The organism is Pseudarthrobacter sp. S3, assembly GCF_050156905.1.
Lineage (GTDB): Bacteria > Actinomycetota > Actinomycetes > Actinomycetales > Micrococcaceae > Arthrobacter.
Window position 1 is genome coordinate 2928205 of sequence record NZ_CP189583.1, and the last position, 19430, is coordinate 2947634.

A 19430-nucleotide genomic window follows, 5' to 3' on the forward strand; every position below is an offset into this window, starting at 1 on the left:
CAGGGAGCACCGGCGTCAGGGCACGCTGACATCCAGGGCGGCGGTCACGATTCGTTCAAGCTCCTCGGCAGTGCCCAGATCGTGCAGCCGAACCACTTGGTTGTCCGCAACGTAGAAGAAGGCGGCCCTGACGTCCTCCACCGCCACGCCCTTGAGCCGGGACCAAGCCAGCCGGTACGCGGCGAGCTGCACCGATTTGGCCCTCAGCTGGGCGGCAGAGGGCCGGCGTCCGGTTTTCCAGTCCACCAGGTCCCACCTCCCGTCCCCGTCCTGGAAGACAGCATCTATGCGTCCACGGACCACAACGTCGCCAACACGGGTTTCCACCGGCACTTCGACAAATGCCGGCGACCGGTCGGCCCATTCCGAGGCTTTGAAGGTGGCCACCATGGTGTCGAGGCCGTACGCGGCGTCAATGTGATCGTCCGAGCCGGGGGCCTCACCAAGATCCAGCATGCCGGCTGCGCCGAAGTACTCTTCAACCCAGGCATGGAATGCCGTCCCCTTCCGCGCGGACATGCCGGGCTCACGCGGAACAGGCCTTCGCAGACGGCCCACTACCCCCGCCGGGTCCTCGCCAAGATCCACCAGCGTGGACGCAGAGATGTGGCCGGGCAGGTGAACGTCCTGCCCGGAAGCGCGCCGCGAACGCCGTTCCAGCAGCAAGGCCGCTTCCCTCGCCCAGCCAGCCGCATTGCCCCGAAGTCCTGACCCTGACTCCGTGGCGGATGCATGTTCCAGAATTGGCGCTGGGTCCCCGGGAATCAAGGCCTCCAGAGCGTCCCGGACACGCGCTGCGGCGTTCTCCATGGCCTGCCGCCTGCCGGGAACAACCCGCAGTCGCTCCCCGGTCCGCGCGTCCACCGGGCCTTCGAGGGGGTCATAGGGCCATCCGGCGACCTCAGTTTCGGTAGTCAGCGGGCTCTTCTCCGGCAGGGAGCCCTCGTCCACTGACGCCGGGTGCACCACGGCAGGGTTCGTTTCCGTGTCCCTTCCCGGAGCGCTGTCAGGCCCGGAGCCGACAAGCTGTTCCAGTTCAGCGAGGAACGGTGACATCTCGGCACGCCCTGCCCTGGAGCCCACCCATGCTGCGCTGGAGACCCAGAGGACGTGCTTTGCCCTGGTGTAGGCCACATAGGCAAGGCGGCGTTCCTCACCCTCACCGTGGACCTGGACCGCTGATTTGAAGTCCTTTTCGGCGTCCACCCAGCCCTTCTGGTCCGGCTGGTCGGTATCCCATTGGGGCAGGTCCGTTCGGTCCCCGCGCAGCGGCCACGGCAGTGCCGCCGCGCCGCTGCTCCAGCGGGAATCCTTGTTGCTGGGGAAGGCACCGGCGTTGAGGCCCGGAACAAAAACGACATCCCATTCCAGCCCCTTTGACGCATGGACAGTCAGCAGCTGCACAGCCTCGCGGTTGATATCCGGCGGCGGAGCCTCTAGGCCGTTTTCCTCGGCCGCGGCGGCTTCAAGCCAGGCCAGGAACGCCAGGATGTCCACGCGGTGCGAGGTTCGCAGGAAGCCGGCTGCCGCGTCCTGAAAGGCATCCAGGTTTCGGCGGGCCTGGTGGATGCTGGTTCCCGGCCGCGCTGCCACTTCGATGTCGAGCAACATGGCTCGTTCCACCTCACCGAGCAGCGTGGTGAGGTCGTCCCCGAGATAGCCGCGCAGCTGCCTGAGTTCCGTAGAGAGCCTGCCGAGGCGGTCGCGGGCCTGGTCCGTCAACGACCGTCCGTGGGAAGAGGTCCAGTCTTCTCGTGGCAGCCAGTCCAGCGCTTCGACCAGGCTGGCGCCGTCAATAAGGTCGCTTTCGATAACGGTTTCCTCGGACGCGTCTGCGGGCCCGTCCCCCGGTGTGGCAGCGCCGGCCGGGCGGCCGCGGCGGCGTGCGAGCTGGCTGGACCAGTCTTGGAAGGCCAGCAGGTCTGCCGGCCCGATCCGCCAGCGCGCGCCAGCCAGGAGGCGCATCAGAGAGTCCGAGCGTCCGGGATCGGCCAGCACCCGGAGCGTGGCCACCAGGTCAACGATTTCAGGGGTATCGAGCAGCCCGCCAAGCCCCACGATTTCGTAGGCAATCCCCCGCGCCTCGAACTCCCGACGGAGGGTTTCCATCTGGGCACGTCGCCGGCACAAGACGGCGAGTGCCGGTGGTACCGGCGTGCCGTCAGGCTCCCGCTCAAAGTCCGTGATCCGGTACTTCAGGACGTCCCCGGCAAGGACTGCGGCTTCGTCGAGGTCTGTGCCGAAGCGGCCCAGTACCACCCGCCCCTCCACCGCGAAAGGGCTGGGCTGCAGGGGCGGCACATTCGCTGCAGCGTCAGCCGTGCCCGACGGAATGGTGCTGTCCGCAGCGCTGCCGGCAGGGGCCTTCTGGGCCTCGGCGCGCCCTAAGGCCTCGGACATGATGTTGGCGGCGGACAAAATGGCCCGGCCGTTGCGCCACGCCGTTGTGAGGTAGGACGTAGGTGCGGGCACGAAGCGTCCCGGCCCGTCGTTCCCGTCCACGCGGACCGGGAACTCACGGACAAAGTGGAAGAGCTGACCTGCCGAAGCACCACGGAAGCCGTAAATCGACTGGTTGGGGTCTCCCACAGCGGTGACCGCGTGGCCCTCGCCGAAAAGCCGCGAAAAAAGAACCAGCTGGGCATACGATGTGTCCTGGAACTCGTCCAGGAGCACCACCTTGTAGCGCTGGCGTTCCATGTCCGCTGCAAGGGGGACCTCACGGGCAACACGGGCCGCAAGTGCCACCAGGTCGCCGAAGTCCAAAGCTCCCCGTGACTTCTTAGCGATGGCGTAGCGGCCCACCATGTCAGCCACGCTGGCCCTCGTGCGCAGCATCGCAGCGAGTTCACCGGCTGCCTGGGGGGCGTTCTTTTTCGCTCCGGCCACATAGGGACGTTCTTCGAACTCGGCGAGCCGCGCCAGAAGCCAGGCCTCGACGTCGGCCGGTTCCTGCAGGTGCTCTGCGCACTCCCCCGCGAGCTGGATGACAGCCTTGACCAGTGTGGACTTGGCGGCCTTAAAGAGGCTGTAATCGCCGTCGAACGCTTCCACCACTTCGCTGGCGAGCTGCCAGGCCTGGGCCCCGCCAAGCAGCACAACGTCGCGTTCCACGCCCAGCCGCAGCCCATAGTCAGAAACGATGCCGCTGGCAAATGAGTGATAGGTGGACACTTTGGGCTCAAGGGCATCGCTGCTGAGCAGCCCGTCGGGGAACACTTCATGCCGTGTGTCCTGGGCAGCGATCCGCTGCAGTGCCGCCAGCTTAGCCCGGATCCGAGTGGCCAGCTCGCCTGCTGCTTTCCTGGTGAAGGTCACGCCCAAGACTTCCTCTGGCCTGACCCAGCCGTTGGCGACGAGCCAGACCACGCGGTCGGCCATCGTGGCGGTCTTGCCGGAGCCCGCTCCCGCGATCACCAGCCGGGGGGCCAGGGGTGAGGAAATGATGGCGGACTGTTCGGGCGTCGGCGTATTCTTTTCGCCCAGCAGCCTGGAGAGCTGCTCCGGGGTAAACAGTGGCGTTGGCACCTGGGGCTGGCTCATTCAGTGACCTGCTTTCCACGGATACAGAGCGGACAGACCTCAGGTAGCCTGCAGCCGTGCCCCCCGTGGCTGCTCTTTGCCGGGTCGTGCCTGGCTTCGAAGCTGTTGCCGGACATGACGGCGGCCGCATCCGTGACCATGTCCAGCGCCCAGTTATCCTGGGCCTCCAGGGGATCCTGTTGCTGGACGCCGGGGCTCTTGGTGCTTGTTCCGAGCTGCGCCAGCACGGCGCCGCCCGGCACCGGGGAGCCCTGTGATGAGTCCGGCACTAGCGTGTCGGGTTCGGCTGGGCCGGGCAGACCGTGGACATCCGCGAAACCGCCCGCAAGGACCGCTGCCTGGTAGGCCCCCAACTGTGGATGGCGAGCCAACTCTGTCTTGCCAGGCTGCCTTTTACCAGTTTTGAGGTCCACAATGACCAGCCTTCCTTCGCCGTCCATCTCCAGACGGTCAACCTGGCCGCGGAGCACGGCGGCGCGGGGAAGGCCGGTCCCGACGGCCAAATCTTCGACGGACCGGGCATCGTGCTGCCCGGCGTCCGCCGGGGGAACGTCGGGCAGCCGGACCGCAAAGTCCTGCTCGACGCCCAGCAGGCTCCGGCCCTCGCTCCGCATCACCAGAACGTACTGGGCGAGCTTGCGCACCATTGTTTCGGCACGTTGGAAGTCGAGTTTGCCTTCCCAGTTGTCCTTCATGCCCAGGGTTGGCCACCGGCGGATGAGCTCGGCGACGTACTCGCCGCCGGAGGCCTCCGGCAGGTCCTGCGCGATAGCGTGCACCAGCGTGCCCAGACTCCGGGCGAAGTCGGTGGCGGCTTCTCCCCCCGCCGCCTGCACAAACCAGTCGAGCGGTGATTTCTGCACGGATTCCACCTTCGACGGCGAGACGTAAACCGTCCCTCCGGGCGGGACAACCGGCTCCGACGTCGTCAGGGGCGGCAGGCCCCACCAGCTGTCCGGATGCGCTCCGGGGACGGCCGGTTCCACGGCGGCAAGTCCGGCCAGGACCCTTGCGGCTTCGGCGGCCTCGGGCTCATACCTTCCATCCAGCTGAGCGTATTGGCGCAGTTCTGCCACCAGGGCGCGAAGAGTCATGGGCCGTTCCACCGGGGTGAACCCCCGGCCCTCGGCGCCAGGCTCAAGCGGCGCCACATAGTCAAGGAAAGACGACGGCTGGTCATCCTCGGACGAAACTGCGGTGCAGATCAGGATCTCGCACGCCCTGGAAACGGCCGTGGAGAAGCTTCGGAGTTCGTCGTAACGAATTTCCCGCAGCCGGCTCAGCGGGTCCAGCTGCAATGCATAGCTGACCCCGTGCTCGACGGCGTCAGCGTACAGGCTGCTGCCCAGCAGCTCACCGCGGAGCCGGGTATTGGGCCAGACGCCTTCCTGCAGCCCCGCCACGATGACCACGGGCCACTGCCGCCCGGCAGCACTGGCCGGGGTCATCAGCTCGACGGCGTCGTCCACCTGCGCCCGGGCGGCCAGGGTATCCATCGGCAGCTCCTGGTTCAGGAGGTACTCAAGGAACTGCTCCGGCCCGGCGCCGGGCATCTGGTCCACGTAGCGCTCGGCTGTGTGGAAAAGCGCCATCATGGCATCGAGGTCCCGGTCGGCGCGGGCGCCGTGGGAACCGCCGGTGAGGGCGGATTCGGTCCACGCGTTGGCCAGTCCGGTGGAGTGCCACAGGGCCCAGAGAACGGTCTCGGCGTTGGCTCCAGGCTCGGCCGCGGCGCTCCGCCCGGCCTGGATCATGCGGGCGGTCCGGCGCGCGGAACGGCCTTCCAGGCCCAGTGTCCCCAAGGCCCCGGGTTCCGATAATGCTTCAACCAGCAGTGCGTCGCTGGTCCGTCCGCCGCCGCCCAGCAGTTCTTCGCGCCTGAGCGACTGGCGTAGCCGGCGCAATTCAATTGATGTGGCGCCCCCGATCCGTGACGTCAGCAGCGCGACGGCGGCTTCCGGGGTCAGCAGTTCCGGATCCAGCGCAATGGCGTAGGCGTCCAACAGCGGGCGCACGGCCACCTCATCGCGGACCGCGGACTCGGCTACCGGAACGCGTACCGGGATCCCCTGGCCCGTGAGGTATCGCTGCAGCTCACTGAGCTGGCCGCCGTTACGCACGATCACGGCGATCTCGGCCAGGTCGCGGCCATGGTTGACGTGCTGGTCCAGGATGCGCTGGGCAACGTACCGCAGTTCGTGGACCGGGGACGGCACCAGGTGTGCTTCCACCGTGCCGGCGGACTGCGGGTGGGGTTCGACGACGGCGGTGGGCCCGTGCGCGGTTCCGGCTAGGCGTTCGGGCTGCTTGAGCCGCCTTGCCAGCTGGCCGCCCGCACGCTGTGAGATCCGGCCCGCGACGCCGAGCCAGGCTTCGGCGATGGCGGGGGCGTGCCGATAGGTGTGCCACAGCGGCCGCTCGATGACGCCCGCTGCCGTCGAAAGCAGGCGCGGCAGCTCAGCGACCAGGTCGGGCCTGGCCCCGCGGAAACCCTGCACGACGGTATCCGGGGAGAAGGCGATATAGCAGTCCTTGCCGGCGGCGATGTCGGCGAGCAGTTCGAAAACGGCAGGGTTTGCCTCCTGCACATCGTCCACCAGCACCAGCTGGAGACGATCGCGTTCCGCGGCAAGGAAGTCAGGCGCATCCTGGAAGATCTGCCTTGCCGTTGTGATGATGCCGGCGGGGTCGAAGGCCTCCGGCATGCGCAGGTCCAGGACGTCCCGGTACTCGGCGTATAGTGCCGCCGCGGCGATCCAGTCCGGCCGGCCGCACCGGCGGCCCAGCTCCTCCAGGTCACCGGCGGTCCGGCCGGATTCGATGATCCGGTCGAAGAGTTGGCGTACCTCGTGGCGGAAGCCCCGCGTCTCTAGTGCCGCTTCCAGGTCGGCAGGCCACGGAAGTTCCAGGCCGGGCATCCGGTGGCCCTCCAAGAGTTCGCGGATGATGAGGTCCTGTTCCGGGCCGGACAGGAGGCGCGGCGCGCGCGGTAGCGGAAGGATTCCCTCAGCCTTTGCCCGCCGGATCAGGTCAAACGCATAGGCTGCCCAGGTCCGGGCCGGCGTGGTGCTGAGGCTCCTGTCCAGCCGTGCGGTGAACCGGTCGCGGAGTGAATCGGCGGCTAGGCGTCCGGGTGCCAGAATGAGGATCCGTTCCGGATCAACGCCGTCATGCAGGGCACGACGGACCGCGGCTTCGATCAGGACGGTTGATTTTCCGGTTCCTGGTGCACCGGGAACCAGGACCGGCCCGGAGCCGTGAGGCACGTCGACGGCATCACGCTGGTCCGAAGACAACGCCGGAACGTCGGCGTGCAGCTGCCGCGGAGGCAGCAGACGCAGGCCCGTACCGTTGGCACGCCCGGCCGCGGAAGCGGGCCTGGCAGATGTGCGTGTGGACTTGGTGGGGTCAACTACGGGGATTGTTACGCTCACACAGTCATTTCATCATCAGCCACCGACAATCTATGCGGCCGCCGCTCCAGCTGCTCCGCCATGGCGTCGATCCGGTCGAAGTCATCCTCACCCGGGGCCCAGCGTGCTGCAGTCAGGTCCACCCGCCAATTGCCTTCGCCGGTACGCAGGAAGGCATCGTAGTTGCCGAGCAGCGGCGTTCCCTCCTGCAGGTACCGGCGGAGCGCTTCGGCCTCGTGGCCTTCCGGACCCTGGCCGCTTGCTTTGAGAATGCGCCACCACGCGACCTGGCTGCCGTAGTGGCTCATGGCGTGGCCCACCTGCCGGGGACCGCCGGATCCCAGCAGCTCGGCCACATCACCATAGGCCAGTGCTGTTCCGGCTGGAACCAGCTCGACAAGCGAGAGCACCGTCTCGATGAACTCTGTCCGCATACACCAAGGGTACCGGCAGTGGCGTTGGCGGATCCTGTCGGTGCTGGCCGGTAGCGTTGAAGCATGACCTCCTGGAACACCCTTCCCCGCGCAGCCTTCGATCTCGAAACCACCGGACGGAATTCGCGTGCCGCGCGCATCGTCACGGCGTCGGTCACCGTGGTGGACCACAAGGGGGACGTCATCACCGAACACGAATGGCTGGCCGATCCCGGCGTCGAAATCCCTGCCGAGGCCAGCGATGTCCACGGCATCACCACGGAGCAGGCCCGGCGTGAGGGGCGCCCGGCCCAGGAGGTCACCGGAGAGCTCGCCATCGTACTGCAAGACCTCTTCGACGCCGGGATTCCTGTCATTGCCTTCAACGCCAGCTACGACTTCACCGTCCTGGCCGCGGAGTCCGCCCGCTACGGCGTCCGGCAGTTGAGCCGCTTCCCCGTCCTGGACCCGTTCATCATGAACAAACAGGTGGACCGTTACCGCAAGGGTAAGCGCACGTTGACTGCTTTGTGTGAGGAATACGGCATCACGCTGGACAACGCCCACACGTCGGCCGCGGATGCTTTGGCCACGCTCCGGATGCTGGATGCCATGGCCATCAAGTTCCCTAAGCTCAAGATGCCGGCCAGCCAGCTTCACGAACTGCAAAAGGACTGGGCTGTCAGCCAAGCCGCAGACTTCCAGAACTACCTGCGCAAGACCAAGCCCGCTGCGGTGATTGAAGGCGAATGGCCTGTCCTTCCCCCGGAAGACGCCAGCGGTGACTTTTAGCTGAGAGCTAACTCACAATTAGGCGGGAACCGCGGACAGCCCTCATGGGAATCCTTGGATTCGGCTACGAGGGCATCATTCATTCATCAGATGTTTAGAAACAAATACATTCGTTCGTATATTCGGCCAACAGCGCCTTCAAGCATGATTTTATTCTCCTGAAAGCGCCGAAAGCCTAAAATGAGAAGATTAAGTTCAGTGGTAATCCCGCCCCGGCCGGCCACCAGATGGGAACAAGGCGCCCGGCGCCACACGCGCAGCCTTAGGCCCGGTTGAACTTATGACTCTGATGAAAGTGACTTTCCATGAAGACCAATGCCATGAAATGGCTGACCAGCATTCCCGTCGCGATTGCCCTTGCTGTCTCGCTGGCCGCCTGCGGCTCGGGGACAGCGCAGCCAAGCGGCACGCCAACCGACGCCCTCGCCGGCAGCGACCAGCAGACGCTGGACAAGTACACCACCGCCGACGTCACGCCGTTGGACAAGATCGACAAGACCAAGCTGGGCCTTGTCACCGACGGGACCTTGCGCGTAGGCACGCTTTCTGACGCTCCGCCCAACATCTTTATTGACCCGTCGGGCAACTTCACCGGTTACGACAACGAACTCCTGCGTGCAATGGGCGAAAAGCTGGGGCTCAAGGTCGAGTTTGCCTCCACGAAGTTCCAAGCGCTTCTCAGCCAGGTCAAGAACAAACAGTTTGATGTTGGGTCCTCGTCGATTTCCACCACGGACGCCCGCCGCGAAAGCGTTGCTTTCACTAACGGTTACGACTTCGGCTACATGGCTCTGGTGACCAAAGAAGACGCCAAGGCCCAGACGTTTGCCGATCTCAAGAGCGGGCTGCGCATTGGCGTCGTCAGCGGCAGTGTGCAGGAAGACTACGTCAAGAACACCCTGAACCTTGAGCCGGTTGCATTCCCCGACTACAACACTGTCTTTGCCAGTCTGAAGAGTGGCCAGGTGGATGCCTGGGTGGCTCCCTCGCAGCAGGCCACAGGCCAGGTCAAGGAAGGTGACGGCACGAAGATCGCCGAGAAGAAGCTCAACACGCAAAACTTCACTGCCTACGCGGTCGCCAAAGACAACCCGGCCCTCCTCGAAGCACTGAACTCTGCCCTGGACGCGATCGTTGCCGATGGCACCTGGACCAAGCAGACTTCCCAGTGGTACACGGACCGCAAGACCGCTGCCGAGCAGACCCCCGAGGGATGGAAGCCGGGTAGCAAGGCCGTCCAGGTCGCTGCGAACTAGAAACCGGCAACCCAGAGAAGATAGCGACGCCAATGGATTACCTGACACGACTCGGAGAAACCTTCCTCGACTGGGGGCAGATCGCCGAAGTTCTGCCCAGCATGTTCACCGTGGGCCTGCCCAATACGCTGCTGCTGGCGATCACCTCAGGACTGATCGGGGCATTCTTCGGCCTGGTCCTGGCCCTCATGGGGATCTCCCGGAATCCTGTGGCGCGGTGGGCCGCCAGGGCCTACACGGACGTGTTCCGTGGGCTGCCCGCGGTCCTCACTATCTTGGTCATTGGGCTTGGATTCGGGCCTATTTACCGCGAAATCACGGGGAGTAACAGCCCGTACCCGATGGGCATTGCTGCGCTTTCCCTGATGGCAGCCGCGTACGCAGGCGAGATCTTCCGCTCCGGTATCCAGAGCGTGGAGAAGGGGCAGTTGGAAGCTTCCAGGGCCCTGGGCTTCGGCTACGGCCCCTCGATGAGGCTCGTGGTGGTACCGCAAGGAATTCGCCGGGTGCTTCCGGCACTCATGAACCAGTTCATTGCCCTGATCAAGGACTCTTCACTGGTCTTCACCTTGGGCTTGTTGGCCACTGAACGCGAGCTGTTCCAGATCGGCCAGGACGCTGCCGCGCGCAGCGGCAACCTGTCCCCCTATGTAGCTGCGGGCATCTTCTATCTGGCCATGACCATTCCGCTCACGCACCTAGTGAACTACATCGATAACAGACTGCGGACCGGCAAACCGGAAAAGCGTGAACCGGACGAGCTGGCGGCACCTATCGGCAAGGGGGCACAGGCATGACGGAATTTACTTCCGGCACCCTGACCGGCAAGAACCTGCACCTTTCGTTCGGGCATAACCATGTGCTCCGCGGCATCGACCTCCACGTTGAGAAGGGCACCACGGCCTCGGTCATTGGCCCGTCCGGCTCCGGAAAGTCAACGCTCCTGCGGGTCATGAACCGTCTCATCGAACCGGACCAGGGAGACATCCTGCTGGATGGCCGTTCGGTACTGAAGGACAACCCGGACGAGCTGCGCCAGCGGATCGGCATGGTGTTCCAGCAGTTCAACCTGTTCCCACACAAGACCGTGCTGGACAACGTCTCGCTCGCGCTGCGCAAGCTCCGGAAGCTCTCCAACGAGCAGGCGCGCGCCGAAGCCCTGGAGCAGCTGGACCTGGTGGGCCTCAAGCACAAAGCTGACGCCCGCCCGGCCAACCTCTCCGGCGGCCAGCAGCAGCGTGTCGCGATCGCCCGTGCGTTGGCCATGAAGCCTGAGGTGATGTTCTTTGACGAGGCCACCTCCGCGCTGGACCCCGAGCTCGTGAAGGGCGTCCTGGCGCTGATGGCCGACCTCGCCAAAGGCGGCATGACCATGGTGGTGGTGACCCACGAAATGGGCTTCTCCCGCAACGTCTCAGACACCGTCACGTTTATGGACGCCGGCGTGGTGGTCGAATCGGGTCCGCCCGAGCAGATCTTCACCTCGCCCGCAACGGACCGGCTGAAGGGCTTCCTTTCGGACGTGCTCTAGTCGCACCAACGGCAAATCCCCGCCTCCCAGACATTTTCCCCCCCACGCATGGTGCGGGGATTTGCCCGGGAGACGGGGATTTCTTGCTTAAGCCGTGGACTGCATATGAGGGCGCCCGACGCCGGGACTAACCTTTGGCGGCAGCGGCGGCCCTTGCGGCGGCCGGGAGAGCGTCAAAGATCCGGTTCATCGCGGCGTCGTCGTGGGCGGCCGAGAGGAACCAGGCCTCGAAGACCGACGGCGGCAGGTAAACTCCGGATTCCAGCATGGAGTGGAAGAACGGCGCGTACCGGAAGGTTTCCTGCGCCTGGGCGTCAGCGTAGTTGTGGACCCCGTTGGCGGACGTGCCGAACGCCACCGAGAACAGGTTTCCGGCGAACTGGATCGAGTGGTCCACGCCGGCACCATCCAGGGCCTCGGACAGTGCAGAAGCGAGTTCCAACGAGCGGGCGTCCACAAACGAATACACGTCGCGGGTGGCGTGCGTCAGGGTGGCCACGCCGGCTGCCATGGCCACCGGGTTCCCGGAGAGCGTGCCCGCCTGGTACACCGGGCCCAGGGGCGCGAGGTAGTCCATGACGTCGGCACGCCCGCCGAGGGCCGCCGTCGGCATTCCGCCGCCGATGACCTTTCCGAAGGTGAGCAGATCCGGGGTCCACGGGTCCGTTGCGTCAGGAGCGCCGCCGGTGAGCCCCCAATAGCCGGAGTAGCCGGTGCGGAAGCCGGTGAGTACTTCGTCCACGATCAGCAGGGCGCCGTGCTCGCGGGTGATGCGTGACAGCCCCAGGTTGAAGCCCTCCCCCGGGGTCACCACGCCCATGTTGGCGGGGGCGGCTTCGGTAATGACGGCCGCGATGCTCGGCCCGTGCGCGGCAAACGCTGCTTCGACGGCGGCGAGGTCGTTATAGGGCAGAACCAGCGTTTCTGCGGCAGTGGCTTCGGTGACGCCAGCCGATCCCGGCAACGCCAGGGTGGCAACGCCCGATCCTGCAGCGGCAAGCAGTCCGTCCAGGTGGCCGTGGTAGCAGCCGGCGAACTTGATGATGAGGTTCCGGCCGGTGAAGCCTCGGGCCAGCCGGACTGCCGTCATGGTGGCCTCCGTGCCGGTGGAGACCATACGGACGCGTTCGGCGGCCGGCACGCGCTCCTGGAGGATGGCAGCCAGATTGGCCTCGTCCGGGGTGGACGCGCCGAAGGAGAGGCCGCGGTCAACGGCCGCATGGACGGCCTCCAGGACGCCAGGGTGGGCGTGTCCCAGCAGCGCCGGCCCCCAGGAGCAGACCAGGTCGACATATTCTTTGCCGTCGGCATCAGTCAGGTACGGGCCTTTGGCCGACACCATAAACCGCGGGGTTCCACCCACCGAGCCAAAGGCCCGGACGGGTGAGTTGACGCCACCAGGCATCAGGGTTTGGGCACGGGCAAAGAGGTCTTCGGAGCGAGTCATGCCCCTATTCTTCCATCCCGTGCGGTGGCATGCGGCGCCACCGCCACCTGCTGGCGCTGGATACAGTGGCCGCCCGATGAAGAAGCGGCCTGCCTCAGCGATCCGCGAACATGTCCGCAAGCTTATCTGCAACGAGAGGCGCCACCCTGGAACCGAACAGCTCGATGGAACGCATCATCTGCTCGTGGGGCAGCGTGCCACTGCTGTACTTCATCTCGAAGCGGTCCGCACCGAGGGTGCCCTTGAGCCGGGCGACCTTCGCCGCCACTGTTTCCGGCGAACCAATAAACAGGGCACCATCCTCGTCGGCCGCGGCTTCATACTCGCCGCGCCCGGCCGGTCCCCAGCCTCGCTCCGCCCCGATCTTGTTCCGGGTGGCGAGCCAATGCGGGTAGTACTCCTCAAGGGCCTGCTCGTCAGTCTCGGCCACATAGCCGGGCGAGTGCACGGAGAGTGCCTGCGGTTCCTTACCGGCTTCGGCAAGGGTGCGGCGGTACAGATCGGCGTAGGGACGGAAGCGCTCGGGCTCGCCGCCGATGATGGCCAGGACCATCGGGTAGCCGTAGGTTGCCGTGCGGACCACGGACTGGGGTGAGCCGCCCACCCCGATCCAGGTGGGAAGCAGTCGGCCCTCCACGTGCGGATAGACCATCTGGCCCCGAAGCGACGCCCGCGTCCGGCCGTCCCAGTTCACCGGATTCTGGGACCGTACCCGGTCATAGATTTCCAGCTTCTCCTCGAACAGGGCGTCGTAGTCGCCAAGGTCGTAGCCAAAGAGCGGGAAGGACTCGGTAAACGAACCCCTGCCGAGGATCACTTCGGCGCGGCCGTTGGAGAGGGCGTCGAGTGTGGCGAAGCGCTGGAAGACGCGGATGGGATCGTCCGAGCTCAGGACCGTGACCGCACTGCCAAGCCGGATGTTTTCCGTGACCGTGGCGATGGCTGCGAGCACCACGTCCGGCGCGCTGACGGCGAAGTCCTTGCGGTGGTGCTCCCCCACGCCGAAGGAGTGGAGTCCGACGGCGTCGGCCACCTTGGCCTGTTCCACCACCTGGCGCAGCACCTCGGCGTGGTGCTTGGGTGCTCCGTCGGCAGCCAGGTCGACGTCGCCGAAAGTGCTGACGCCAAGCAGGATGGAGTATGCAGGGACGGGGGCCGTGGGGTTGCCCGGGGCTGACGGAGTGTTTACGGAAGGCTCGCTATTTTCATGCATACGCATACAAACCGCGGAGCATCCGGAAACATTCCCCGCCGGGTCAGGATTCCTTCAGCCAGCCGGCAACTTCGGCGGCCCAGTAGGTCAGCACTGTGTTGGCACCGGCCCGTTTGATGCCCAGGATGGATTCCGTGATGGCACCGCGCCGGTCGATCCAGCCGTTGGCTGCGGCAGCCTCGATCATCGCGTATTCACCAGAGATCTGGTATGCCGAGACAGGCACGGGGCTCATGGCGGCGACGTCGGCCAGGATATCCAGGTAGCTCATGGCCGGCTTCACCATGACCATGTCTGCGCCTTCCTCCAGGTCCAGTTCCACTTCGAGGAGGGCTTCGCGGCGGTTGGCAGCGTCCATCTGGTAGGTGCGGCGGTCGCCCTTAAGCTGCGAATCCACGGCTTCCCGGAAGGGGCCGTAGAAGGCGGAAGCGTACTTGGCCGCGTAGGCCAGGATGACGGTGTTTATGTGGCCGGATTCCTCGAGTGCCTGGCGGATGACGGCGATCTGGCCATCCATCATGCCGGAGGGTCCCAGCACGTGGGCGCCGGCGTCGGCCTGGGCAACGGCCATCTGGCCGTAGATTTCCAGCGTGGCATCGTTGTCCACGTAGCCGTCGGCGTCCAGGACGCCGCAGTGGCCGTGGTCAGTGAATTCGTCCAGGCAGACATCGCCCATGATCACCAGGTCGTCGCCCACCTCGGCTCGGACATCCCGGATGGCCTTATTGAGCACGCCGTCCGGGTCAAGGGAAGCGGTGCCGCGGGCATCGCGCACGGCGGGGACGCCAAACAGCATGATGCCGCCCACGCCCAGTTCCACGGCTTCCGCTGCGGCGCGCTTGAGCGAATCGGTGGTGTGCTGCACAACACCGGGCATGGAGGAAATGGGCAACGGCTCGCTGAGCCCTTCGCGGATGAACGCCGGCAGAATCAGGTCCGCCGGAGCCAGCCGGTATTCAGCGGTAAGCCGGCGCATGGCGGGCGTGGTGCGGAGGCGGCGCGGGCGGTGGTTCGGAAAGCTCATCGGGTGTTCCCTTCGTTGGCGAATACGGTGCCCAGCGCGGCCACTATGCCGTCCGGGGTGGGGACTTGGGCGGTGGCGGCCACCGGGATGCCAAGGGCGGCAGCCTCCGCCGCCGTCGGGCGTCCGATGGCTACGAAACGGCAGCGGCCCAGCGGCAGGAGGGTCGCGGCGATGCGGCGGGCAGCGCTCGGCGAGGCGGCCACAACGGCGTCGAGCGTCCCGGCGTCGAGCTCACTGCGGGTCTGCGACTGGCTGAGCTCACGGGGAGCCCCAGGGTGGGAGACCCCGACGGCGGACGGCAGTTCCGCCTCCAAGCGGACTTCCGGACGGGCCGGGTAGTCCACGGTGTGATAGGCCACAACAGCAGTGACGTCTGCCCCCTGGGCTGCCAGTCCATCCCGCAGGGCAGGCGCAGCTATGTCCGCCTGTGGCAACAGCACGCGCGCCGGGGCGGCGGTCCAGAGGTCCACGAGCCCTTCGGCGGACTGGATGTTCACCGGGGCGAGGGCCACGGGGATGCCGGCGGCTTCAAGGATCCGTCGGGAGGACGGGCCGATCGTGGCCACCCGCGTTCCCGCCGGCACCAGGCCAGCTGGCGTGGTCCCACGCTCGGCCGCCTTTTCCACGAGCATCCGCACCGTGGTGATGCTGCTGACCACCAGCCAGTCGAAGCCACCGGCGGCCAGGGTATCCAGGGCGGCATCGAGAGCCGGCTGGTCCGCGGCCTGTTCAAAGTCGATGAGCGGCAGGACCAGCGGTTCGGCCCCCAGGCTGCCGAGCAGCGCGGCCAGAGGGCCGGCACGGTCTGCGCTCCGGGTGATCAGGACGCGTCGGCCGCCGAAGGCGCCTGTAGGTGCATCAGGATGCGGCAAGGTCCGCGATCTCCGCGGCGCCGGCAGCGAGCAGGAGCTCGGCCACCTCGATGCCGAGCAGCGTGGCCCCGACTTCGGTGAGGCCGTCCGTTGCCTTCTTCTCGCGCACAGAGCTGGTGCCGTCCACGGCACACACCGCGGCTTCGAGGTACAGCACGCTGCCCTTGCGGTAGGCAAAGGCACCCACGGGGGCAGCGCAGCCGGCCTCGAGGCGGGCCAGCACGGCACGCTCGGCGGTCACGGCGAGGCGGGTGTCCTCGTCGTTGAGCGCGGCAAGGGCTTGCGCCAGAACACTTTGCGAGCCTTCGGTGGAGCCTGCCTTGCGGGGGGCGTCGGCACTCCGGCATTCGATGGCCAGCGAACCCTGCCCTGGCGCCGGCAGCATCACGTCCAGCTCGAAGAATTCGCTGATGGTGTCCAGGCGGCCGATGCGTTCCAGACCTGCGGCGGCCAGCACGACGGCGTCGAGGTCCCCTGGTGCGCCTGCCGCGTTGCCGGGCAGCCCGGGCACGCGGCCCAGCCGGGTATCCACGTTGCCGCGGATGTCCTGCACGTCCAGGTCAGGGCGGGCGGCCCGCAGCTGGGCAGCGCGGCGGGGCGAGCCTGTGCCCACCTTTGCGCCCTGCGGGAGATCTGCCAGCTTGAGGCCATCGCGTGCGCACAGAGCGTCCCGCACGTCGGCACGTTTGGGTGTTGCGGCGATGGTTAGGCCCAGCGCAGCGCCCGTGGGGAGGTCCTTGAGTGAGTGCACAGCGACATCGCAGGTGTCCTGCAGCAGTGCATCGCGCAGCGCTGCTACAAACACCCCGGTGCCGCCCATCTGGGACAGTGATCCTGTCTTGACGTCGCCTTCGGTGGTGATGTGCACCAGCTCTACCGGGAAGCCTCCGACGGCGGCCAGCTGGTCCGCCGTCTGCTGCGTCTGGGTCAGTGCCAGCTTGCTGGCCCTGGTTCCGATCCGTACTGTCACTGCGTTCCTACTCCCCCGGCAGCGCCCGCGGACGCGGCCGGATATGCGTCATGTCCGGTGCCGACGGTGGTGTCGGCTCCGGCGATGGTGGGCTTCTCGCCGCGGAAATTGGCGCAGCAGCCCGGCCGGCAGACGTCATACCAAGGGCCCAGGCCGGTCACGGAGGGCCGGTCGCCAATGTTGTTGGCGAGCGTCCGTTCGGAGATGAGGTCAACCAGGCCGGTCACAAACTTCCGGTGCGTGCCCGGGGTAGGCACACGCGTGGCAGCCAGGCCGAGGGTGCGGCAGGTCTCCAGGGCTTCGGTGTCGAGATCCCAGACAACTTCCATGTGGTCGCTGACGAAGCCCAGCGGGACGATGACGATGCCTTTGATGCCCTGGCCCGCCAGGTCTGCGATGGCGTCATTGATGTCAGGTTCAAGCCACGGGACGTGGGGCGCGCCCGAGCGGGACTGGTACACGAGGGACCAGGGGGCGGTCAGGCCTGATTCGGCCTGCACCCGGCTGATGACGGCTGCGCCGGTGGCCAGGTGCTGGGCAACGTATGCGGATCCTTCTTCGAACTCGCGAGGCTCGTCCCCGGACCGTCCGGCGGCCTCGGCATCCCGGGTCGGTATGGAGTGGGTGGCAAACAGGATGTGCACAGGGGCGTCCGGCGTTCCCGCAGCCGCGAGCTGCGCCCGCACGTCCGCGAGTCCGGCGGTGGTGCCTTCCACGAAGGGCTCCACAAAGCCCGGGTGGTCGAAGTACTGCCGGACTTTGTCCACCTCAATCCGGCCGTCCAGCCCCGACTCCGCCAGGGCGATGCCGATGTCCTCGCGGTACTGGCGGCAGCTGGAGTAACAGGAGTAGGCACTCGTGGTGACCATCAGCAGTTTGCGGTGGCCGGCGTCGTACGCGTCCTGCAGAGTCTGCGGAATGTAGGGGTCCCAGTTGCGGTTGCCCCACAGCACCGGAAGCTCAATGCCGCGGGCCGAGAGCTCCACTTCGAGGGCAGCCTTGAGTTCGCGGTTTTGCTGGTTGATGGGGCTGATGCCGCCGTTGGCCCGATAGTGGTGGGAAACCTCTTCGAGCCGCTCGTCCGGGATGCCGCGGCCGCGGGTGACGTTGCGCAGGAACGGGATGACGTCGTCCTGGCCCTCTGGCCCACCAAAGGAGGCCAGCAGGACGCCGTCATAGTTTTTGGGCGCCATCCGGCCGGCCTCGGTGACCGGGTTGATTCCGGTGAGTTCGGCGCCCGCAGCGGGCTCGGGCCGGGTCATGCGAGGACCTCAGCGACTTCTGCGGCGGTGATGCGGCGGCCCGTGTAGAACGGGATTTCCTCCCGCACGTGGTTGCGTGCTTCGGTAGCGCGGAGGTGGCGCATCAGGTCCACGAGGTCCACCAGTTCGGGAGCTTCCAGGCCCAGGATCCACTCCCAGTCGCCCAAGGCGAAGGAGGATACCGTGTTGGAGATGACCTGGGGGAATTCCCGGCCCAGCAAGCCGTGGTCGCGGAGCATCTTGCCGCGTTCGTCGTCGGGGAGGATGTACCACTCATAGGAGCGCACGAACGGATAGACGCAGAGCCATTCGGCCGGGGCCACACCTCGTGAGTAGGCCGGGGTGTGGTTCTTGGCGAATTCGGCTTCCCGGTGGACGCCCATGGCGGACCAGACAATCTCCGTTCCGGCGAAGAGCGTGCTGCGGCGGATGTCGCGGATGGCCTGCTGCAGCGCTTCGGGCTTCGAGCCGTGGAGCCAGACCATCACATCGGCGTCGGCGCGCATTGCGGAGACGTCGTAGCTGCCGCGGTGCGTCACTCCAGCCTCGGCCAGGCGGAACAGCAGGGCATCGAAATCGGCGGCAGCGTCAGCGCTGCGCACGAGTTCCTCGGACCGCTTGAAAACAGTCCAGAGAGTGAAGAACTGCTCGGCTGATTCTTCGGTTTTAGTGACAGATTCGGCAGAAGTGTGGCTCATGGTTACCAGTTTGCCCCTTCCCAACCGCCAAGTCGAAACCGGCGACTTCTACAAGACGTAGAAGTGCTTAATGTCACAGCTTCGGCCAAGTGCGGGTTTTGAGCCGATCCGCCATAGTGGTCAGATCTTGCGGATCCGGGTAAAAAGTAGTCCAGCGGCCCCGGCAGACCCCACCAGCCCCACACCAAGCCAGACCTTCGCAGGTTCGGCCGCCGCAGCTGCCGCAGTGGCCGAGGCCATGTTGTCCCGGCTGGCGGGTGCGTTTCCGTGGCGCCCCGGTCCCGAAACAGGCGTGGCGTTGGCGCCGTGGGCGCCCGTGGGCTGGTCCGCAGCGGGATCGTCGACCTGCCCGGGATCCTGGGTCCCGTCAGCTGGGGCGCCGGGTTGGCCGTCCGGCTGCGTGCCCGCCGGAAAGCCGGTGGCATGCGGAGACGTGCTCAGCGGCACCGGAACGCTCGACGGCGATCCTGGGCTCTGGGGCGTCGTGACCTGCGGAGTCGTGCCCTGCGGAGTCGTGCCCTGCGGAGTCGTGCCGTGGGGCGCTGGGCTGGCAGACGCCGATGGAGCGGACGTAGGCGCAGGTGAGGTCGGCGTCGTGGACGTAGGGGCGGGAGACGCTGTAGCCGTGGCCGTGGCCGTCGGAGCCGGAGTGGGAGAGGCTGAGGGCGCGGAAGTCGGTTGGGGCGAGGCTTTGGTCTGTCCGCCGGAACCGCCCAGGAGGCCATTCAGCAGGCCAGTGACCCTGGAAAAGTCTCCATCCGCTGCTACCTCGGCGGAGGCGGTGGGATCAGTACTGCCATCGGCCGCCTGGGATGCCGGCACGCCGGCGGACAGGACCAGTACCGCTCCGACAGCAGCCACGGCAGCGCCACGCCGGAGTCCCCCATGGATACTGGTCTGGGAACGGGAAAAGTCGGACCTGTAAATAACCATAGTTATCGACCCTAGCCACGTCAGGGGGTGGACGGAAAACCGAAACCTGCACCCCGGGGCGGC

The 19430-nt window shown here is 66.5% G+C and carries 15 protein-coding genes; 4 read left to right on the forward strand and 11 right to left on the reverse strand.

Going from position 1 to position 19430, the window contains the following annotated elements; translation table 11 throughout:
* Positions 1 to 15: 15 nt before the first annotated feature.
* From ACQCSV_RS13995 to ACQCSV_RS14005, 3 genes are all read right to left on the reverse strand, one after another.
* Positions 16 to 3543: an ATP-dependent helicase gene (locus ACQCSV_RS13995; protein ID WP_426938630.1), complete on the reverse strand. Its 3528-nt coding sequence runs from the start codon at positions 3541 to 3543 to the stop codon at positions 16 to 18.
* Complete coding sequence (locus tag ACQCSV_RS14000) at positions 3540 to 6884, reverse strand: ATP-dependent helicase (RefSeq protein WP_426939569.1); 3345 nt, start codon at positions 6882 to 6884, stop codon at positions 3540 to 3542. Before ACQCSV_RS14000 ends, ACQCSV_RS13995 begins: the two co-directional genes overlap by 4 nt.
* An 89-nt stretch (positions 6885 to 6973) precedes the next feature.
* Positions 6974 to 7390, reverse strand: coding sequence for an MGMT family protein (locus ACQCSV_RS14005; protein WP_426938631.1), 417 nt, complete (start codon positions 7388 to 7390; stop codon positions 6974 to 6976).
* Between the two features lie 63 nt (positions 7391 to 7453).
* On the opposite strand from ACQCSV_RS14005, the gene ACQCSV_RS14010 reads away from it, so the two are divergent.
* From ACQCSV_RS14010 to ACQCSV_RS14025, 4 genes are all read left to right on the forward strand, one after another.
* The gene (locus tag ACQCSV_RS14010) at positions 7454 to 8161 is read left to right on the forward strand and encodes a 3'-5' exonuclease (protein ID WP_354153469.1); all 708 of its coding nucleotides are present in this window, start codon (positions 7454 to 7456) and stop codon (positions 8159 to 8161) included.
* A gap of 305 nt (positions 8162 to 8466) precedes the next feature.
* Entirely contained in the window at positions 8467 to 9417 is a 951-nt protein-coding gene (locus ACQCSV_RS14015) for an ABC transporter substrate-binding protein (protein WP_354153468.1), read from the forward strand.
* Positions 9418 to 9449: 32 nt separating this feature from the next.
* A complete protein-coding gene (locus ACQCSV_RS14020) occupies positions 9450 to 10214 on the forward strand; it encodes an amino acid ABC transporter permease (protein ID WP_354153467.1) in 765 nt (254 codons plus the stop codon).
* Positions 10211 to 10948, forward strand: a complete 738-nt coding sequence (locus ACQCSV_RS14025; protein ID WP_282328819.1) for an amino acid ABC transporter ATP-binding protein — start codon at positions 10211 to 10213, stop codon at positions 10946 to 10948. Before ACQCSV_RS14020 ends, ACQCSV_RS14025 begins: the two co-directional genes overlap by 4 nt.
* A gap of 127 nt (positions 10949 to 11075) precedes the next feature.
* Here ACQCSV_RS14025 and hemL read toward each other — a convergent pair whose 3' ends face one another.
* The 8 genes from hemL to ACQCSV_RS14065 all read right to left on the reverse strand — a co-directional run bounded on the left by hemL (position 11076) and on the right by ACQCSV_RS14065 (position 19295).
* A complete protein-coding gene (gene hemL / locus ACQCSV_RS14030) occupies positions 11076 to 12395 on the reverse strand; it encodes a glutamate-1-semialdehyde 2,1-aminomutase (protein WP_354153465.1) in 1320 nt (439 codons plus the stop codon).
* Between the two features lie 94 nt (positions 12396 to 12489).
* A complete protein-coding gene (locus ACQCSV_RS14035) occupies positions 12490 to 13608 on the reverse strand; it encodes an LLM class flavin-dependent oxidoreductase (protein ID WP_426938632.1) in 1119 nt (372 codons plus the stop codon).
* Positions 13609 to 13651: 43 nt separating this feature from the next.
* Positions 13652 to 14632, reverse strand: coding sequence for a porphobilinogen synthase (gene hemB, locus ACQCSV_RS14040; RefSeq protein WP_354153463.1), 981 nt, complete (start codon positions 14630 to 14632; stop codon positions 13652 to 13654).
* Positions 14629 to 15504, reverse strand: a complete 876-nt coding sequence (locus ACQCSV_RS14045; RefSeq protein WP_354153462.1) for a uroporphyrinogen-III synthase — start codon at positions 15502 to 15504, stop codon at positions 14629 to 14631. Before ACQCSV_RS14045 ends, hemB begins: the two co-directional genes overlap by 4 nt.
* Positions 15491 to 16474 (reverse strand): hydroxymethylbilane synthase, encoded by a 984-nt coding sequence (gene hemC, locus ACQCSV_RS14050; RefSeq protein ID WP_426938633.1) that lies wholly within the window; start codon positions 16472 to 16474, stop codon positions 15491 to 15493. Before hemC ends, ACQCSV_RS14045 begins: the two co-directional genes overlap by 14 nt.
* Complete coding sequence (locus ACQCSV_RS14055; RefSeq protein ID WP_426938634.1) at positions 16471 to 17736, reverse strand: ferrochelatase; 1266 nt, start codon at positions 17734 to 17736, stop codon at positions 16471 to 16473. Before ACQCSV_RS14055 ends, hemC begins: the two co-directional genes overlap by 4 nt.
* Complete coding sequence (hemQ, locus tag ACQCSV_RS14060) at positions 17733 to 18434, reverse strand: hydrogen peroxide-dependent heme synthase (RefSeq protein WP_282328812.1); 702 nt, start codon at positions 18432 to 18434, stop codon at positions 17733 to 17735. The genes ACQCSV_RS14055 and hemQ overlap by 4 nt, the downstream gene beginning before the upstream one ends.
* Before the next feature lie 120 nt (positions 18435 to 18554).
* Positions 18555 to 19295 carry a hypothetical protein gene (locus ACQCSV_RS14065; protein ID WP_354222972.1) on the reverse strand — a complete coding sequence of 247 codons (741 nt, stop codon included), beginning with the start codon at positions 19293 to 19295 and terminating at the stop codon, positions 18555 to 18557.
* Positions 19296 to 19430 lie beyond the last annotated feature (135 nt).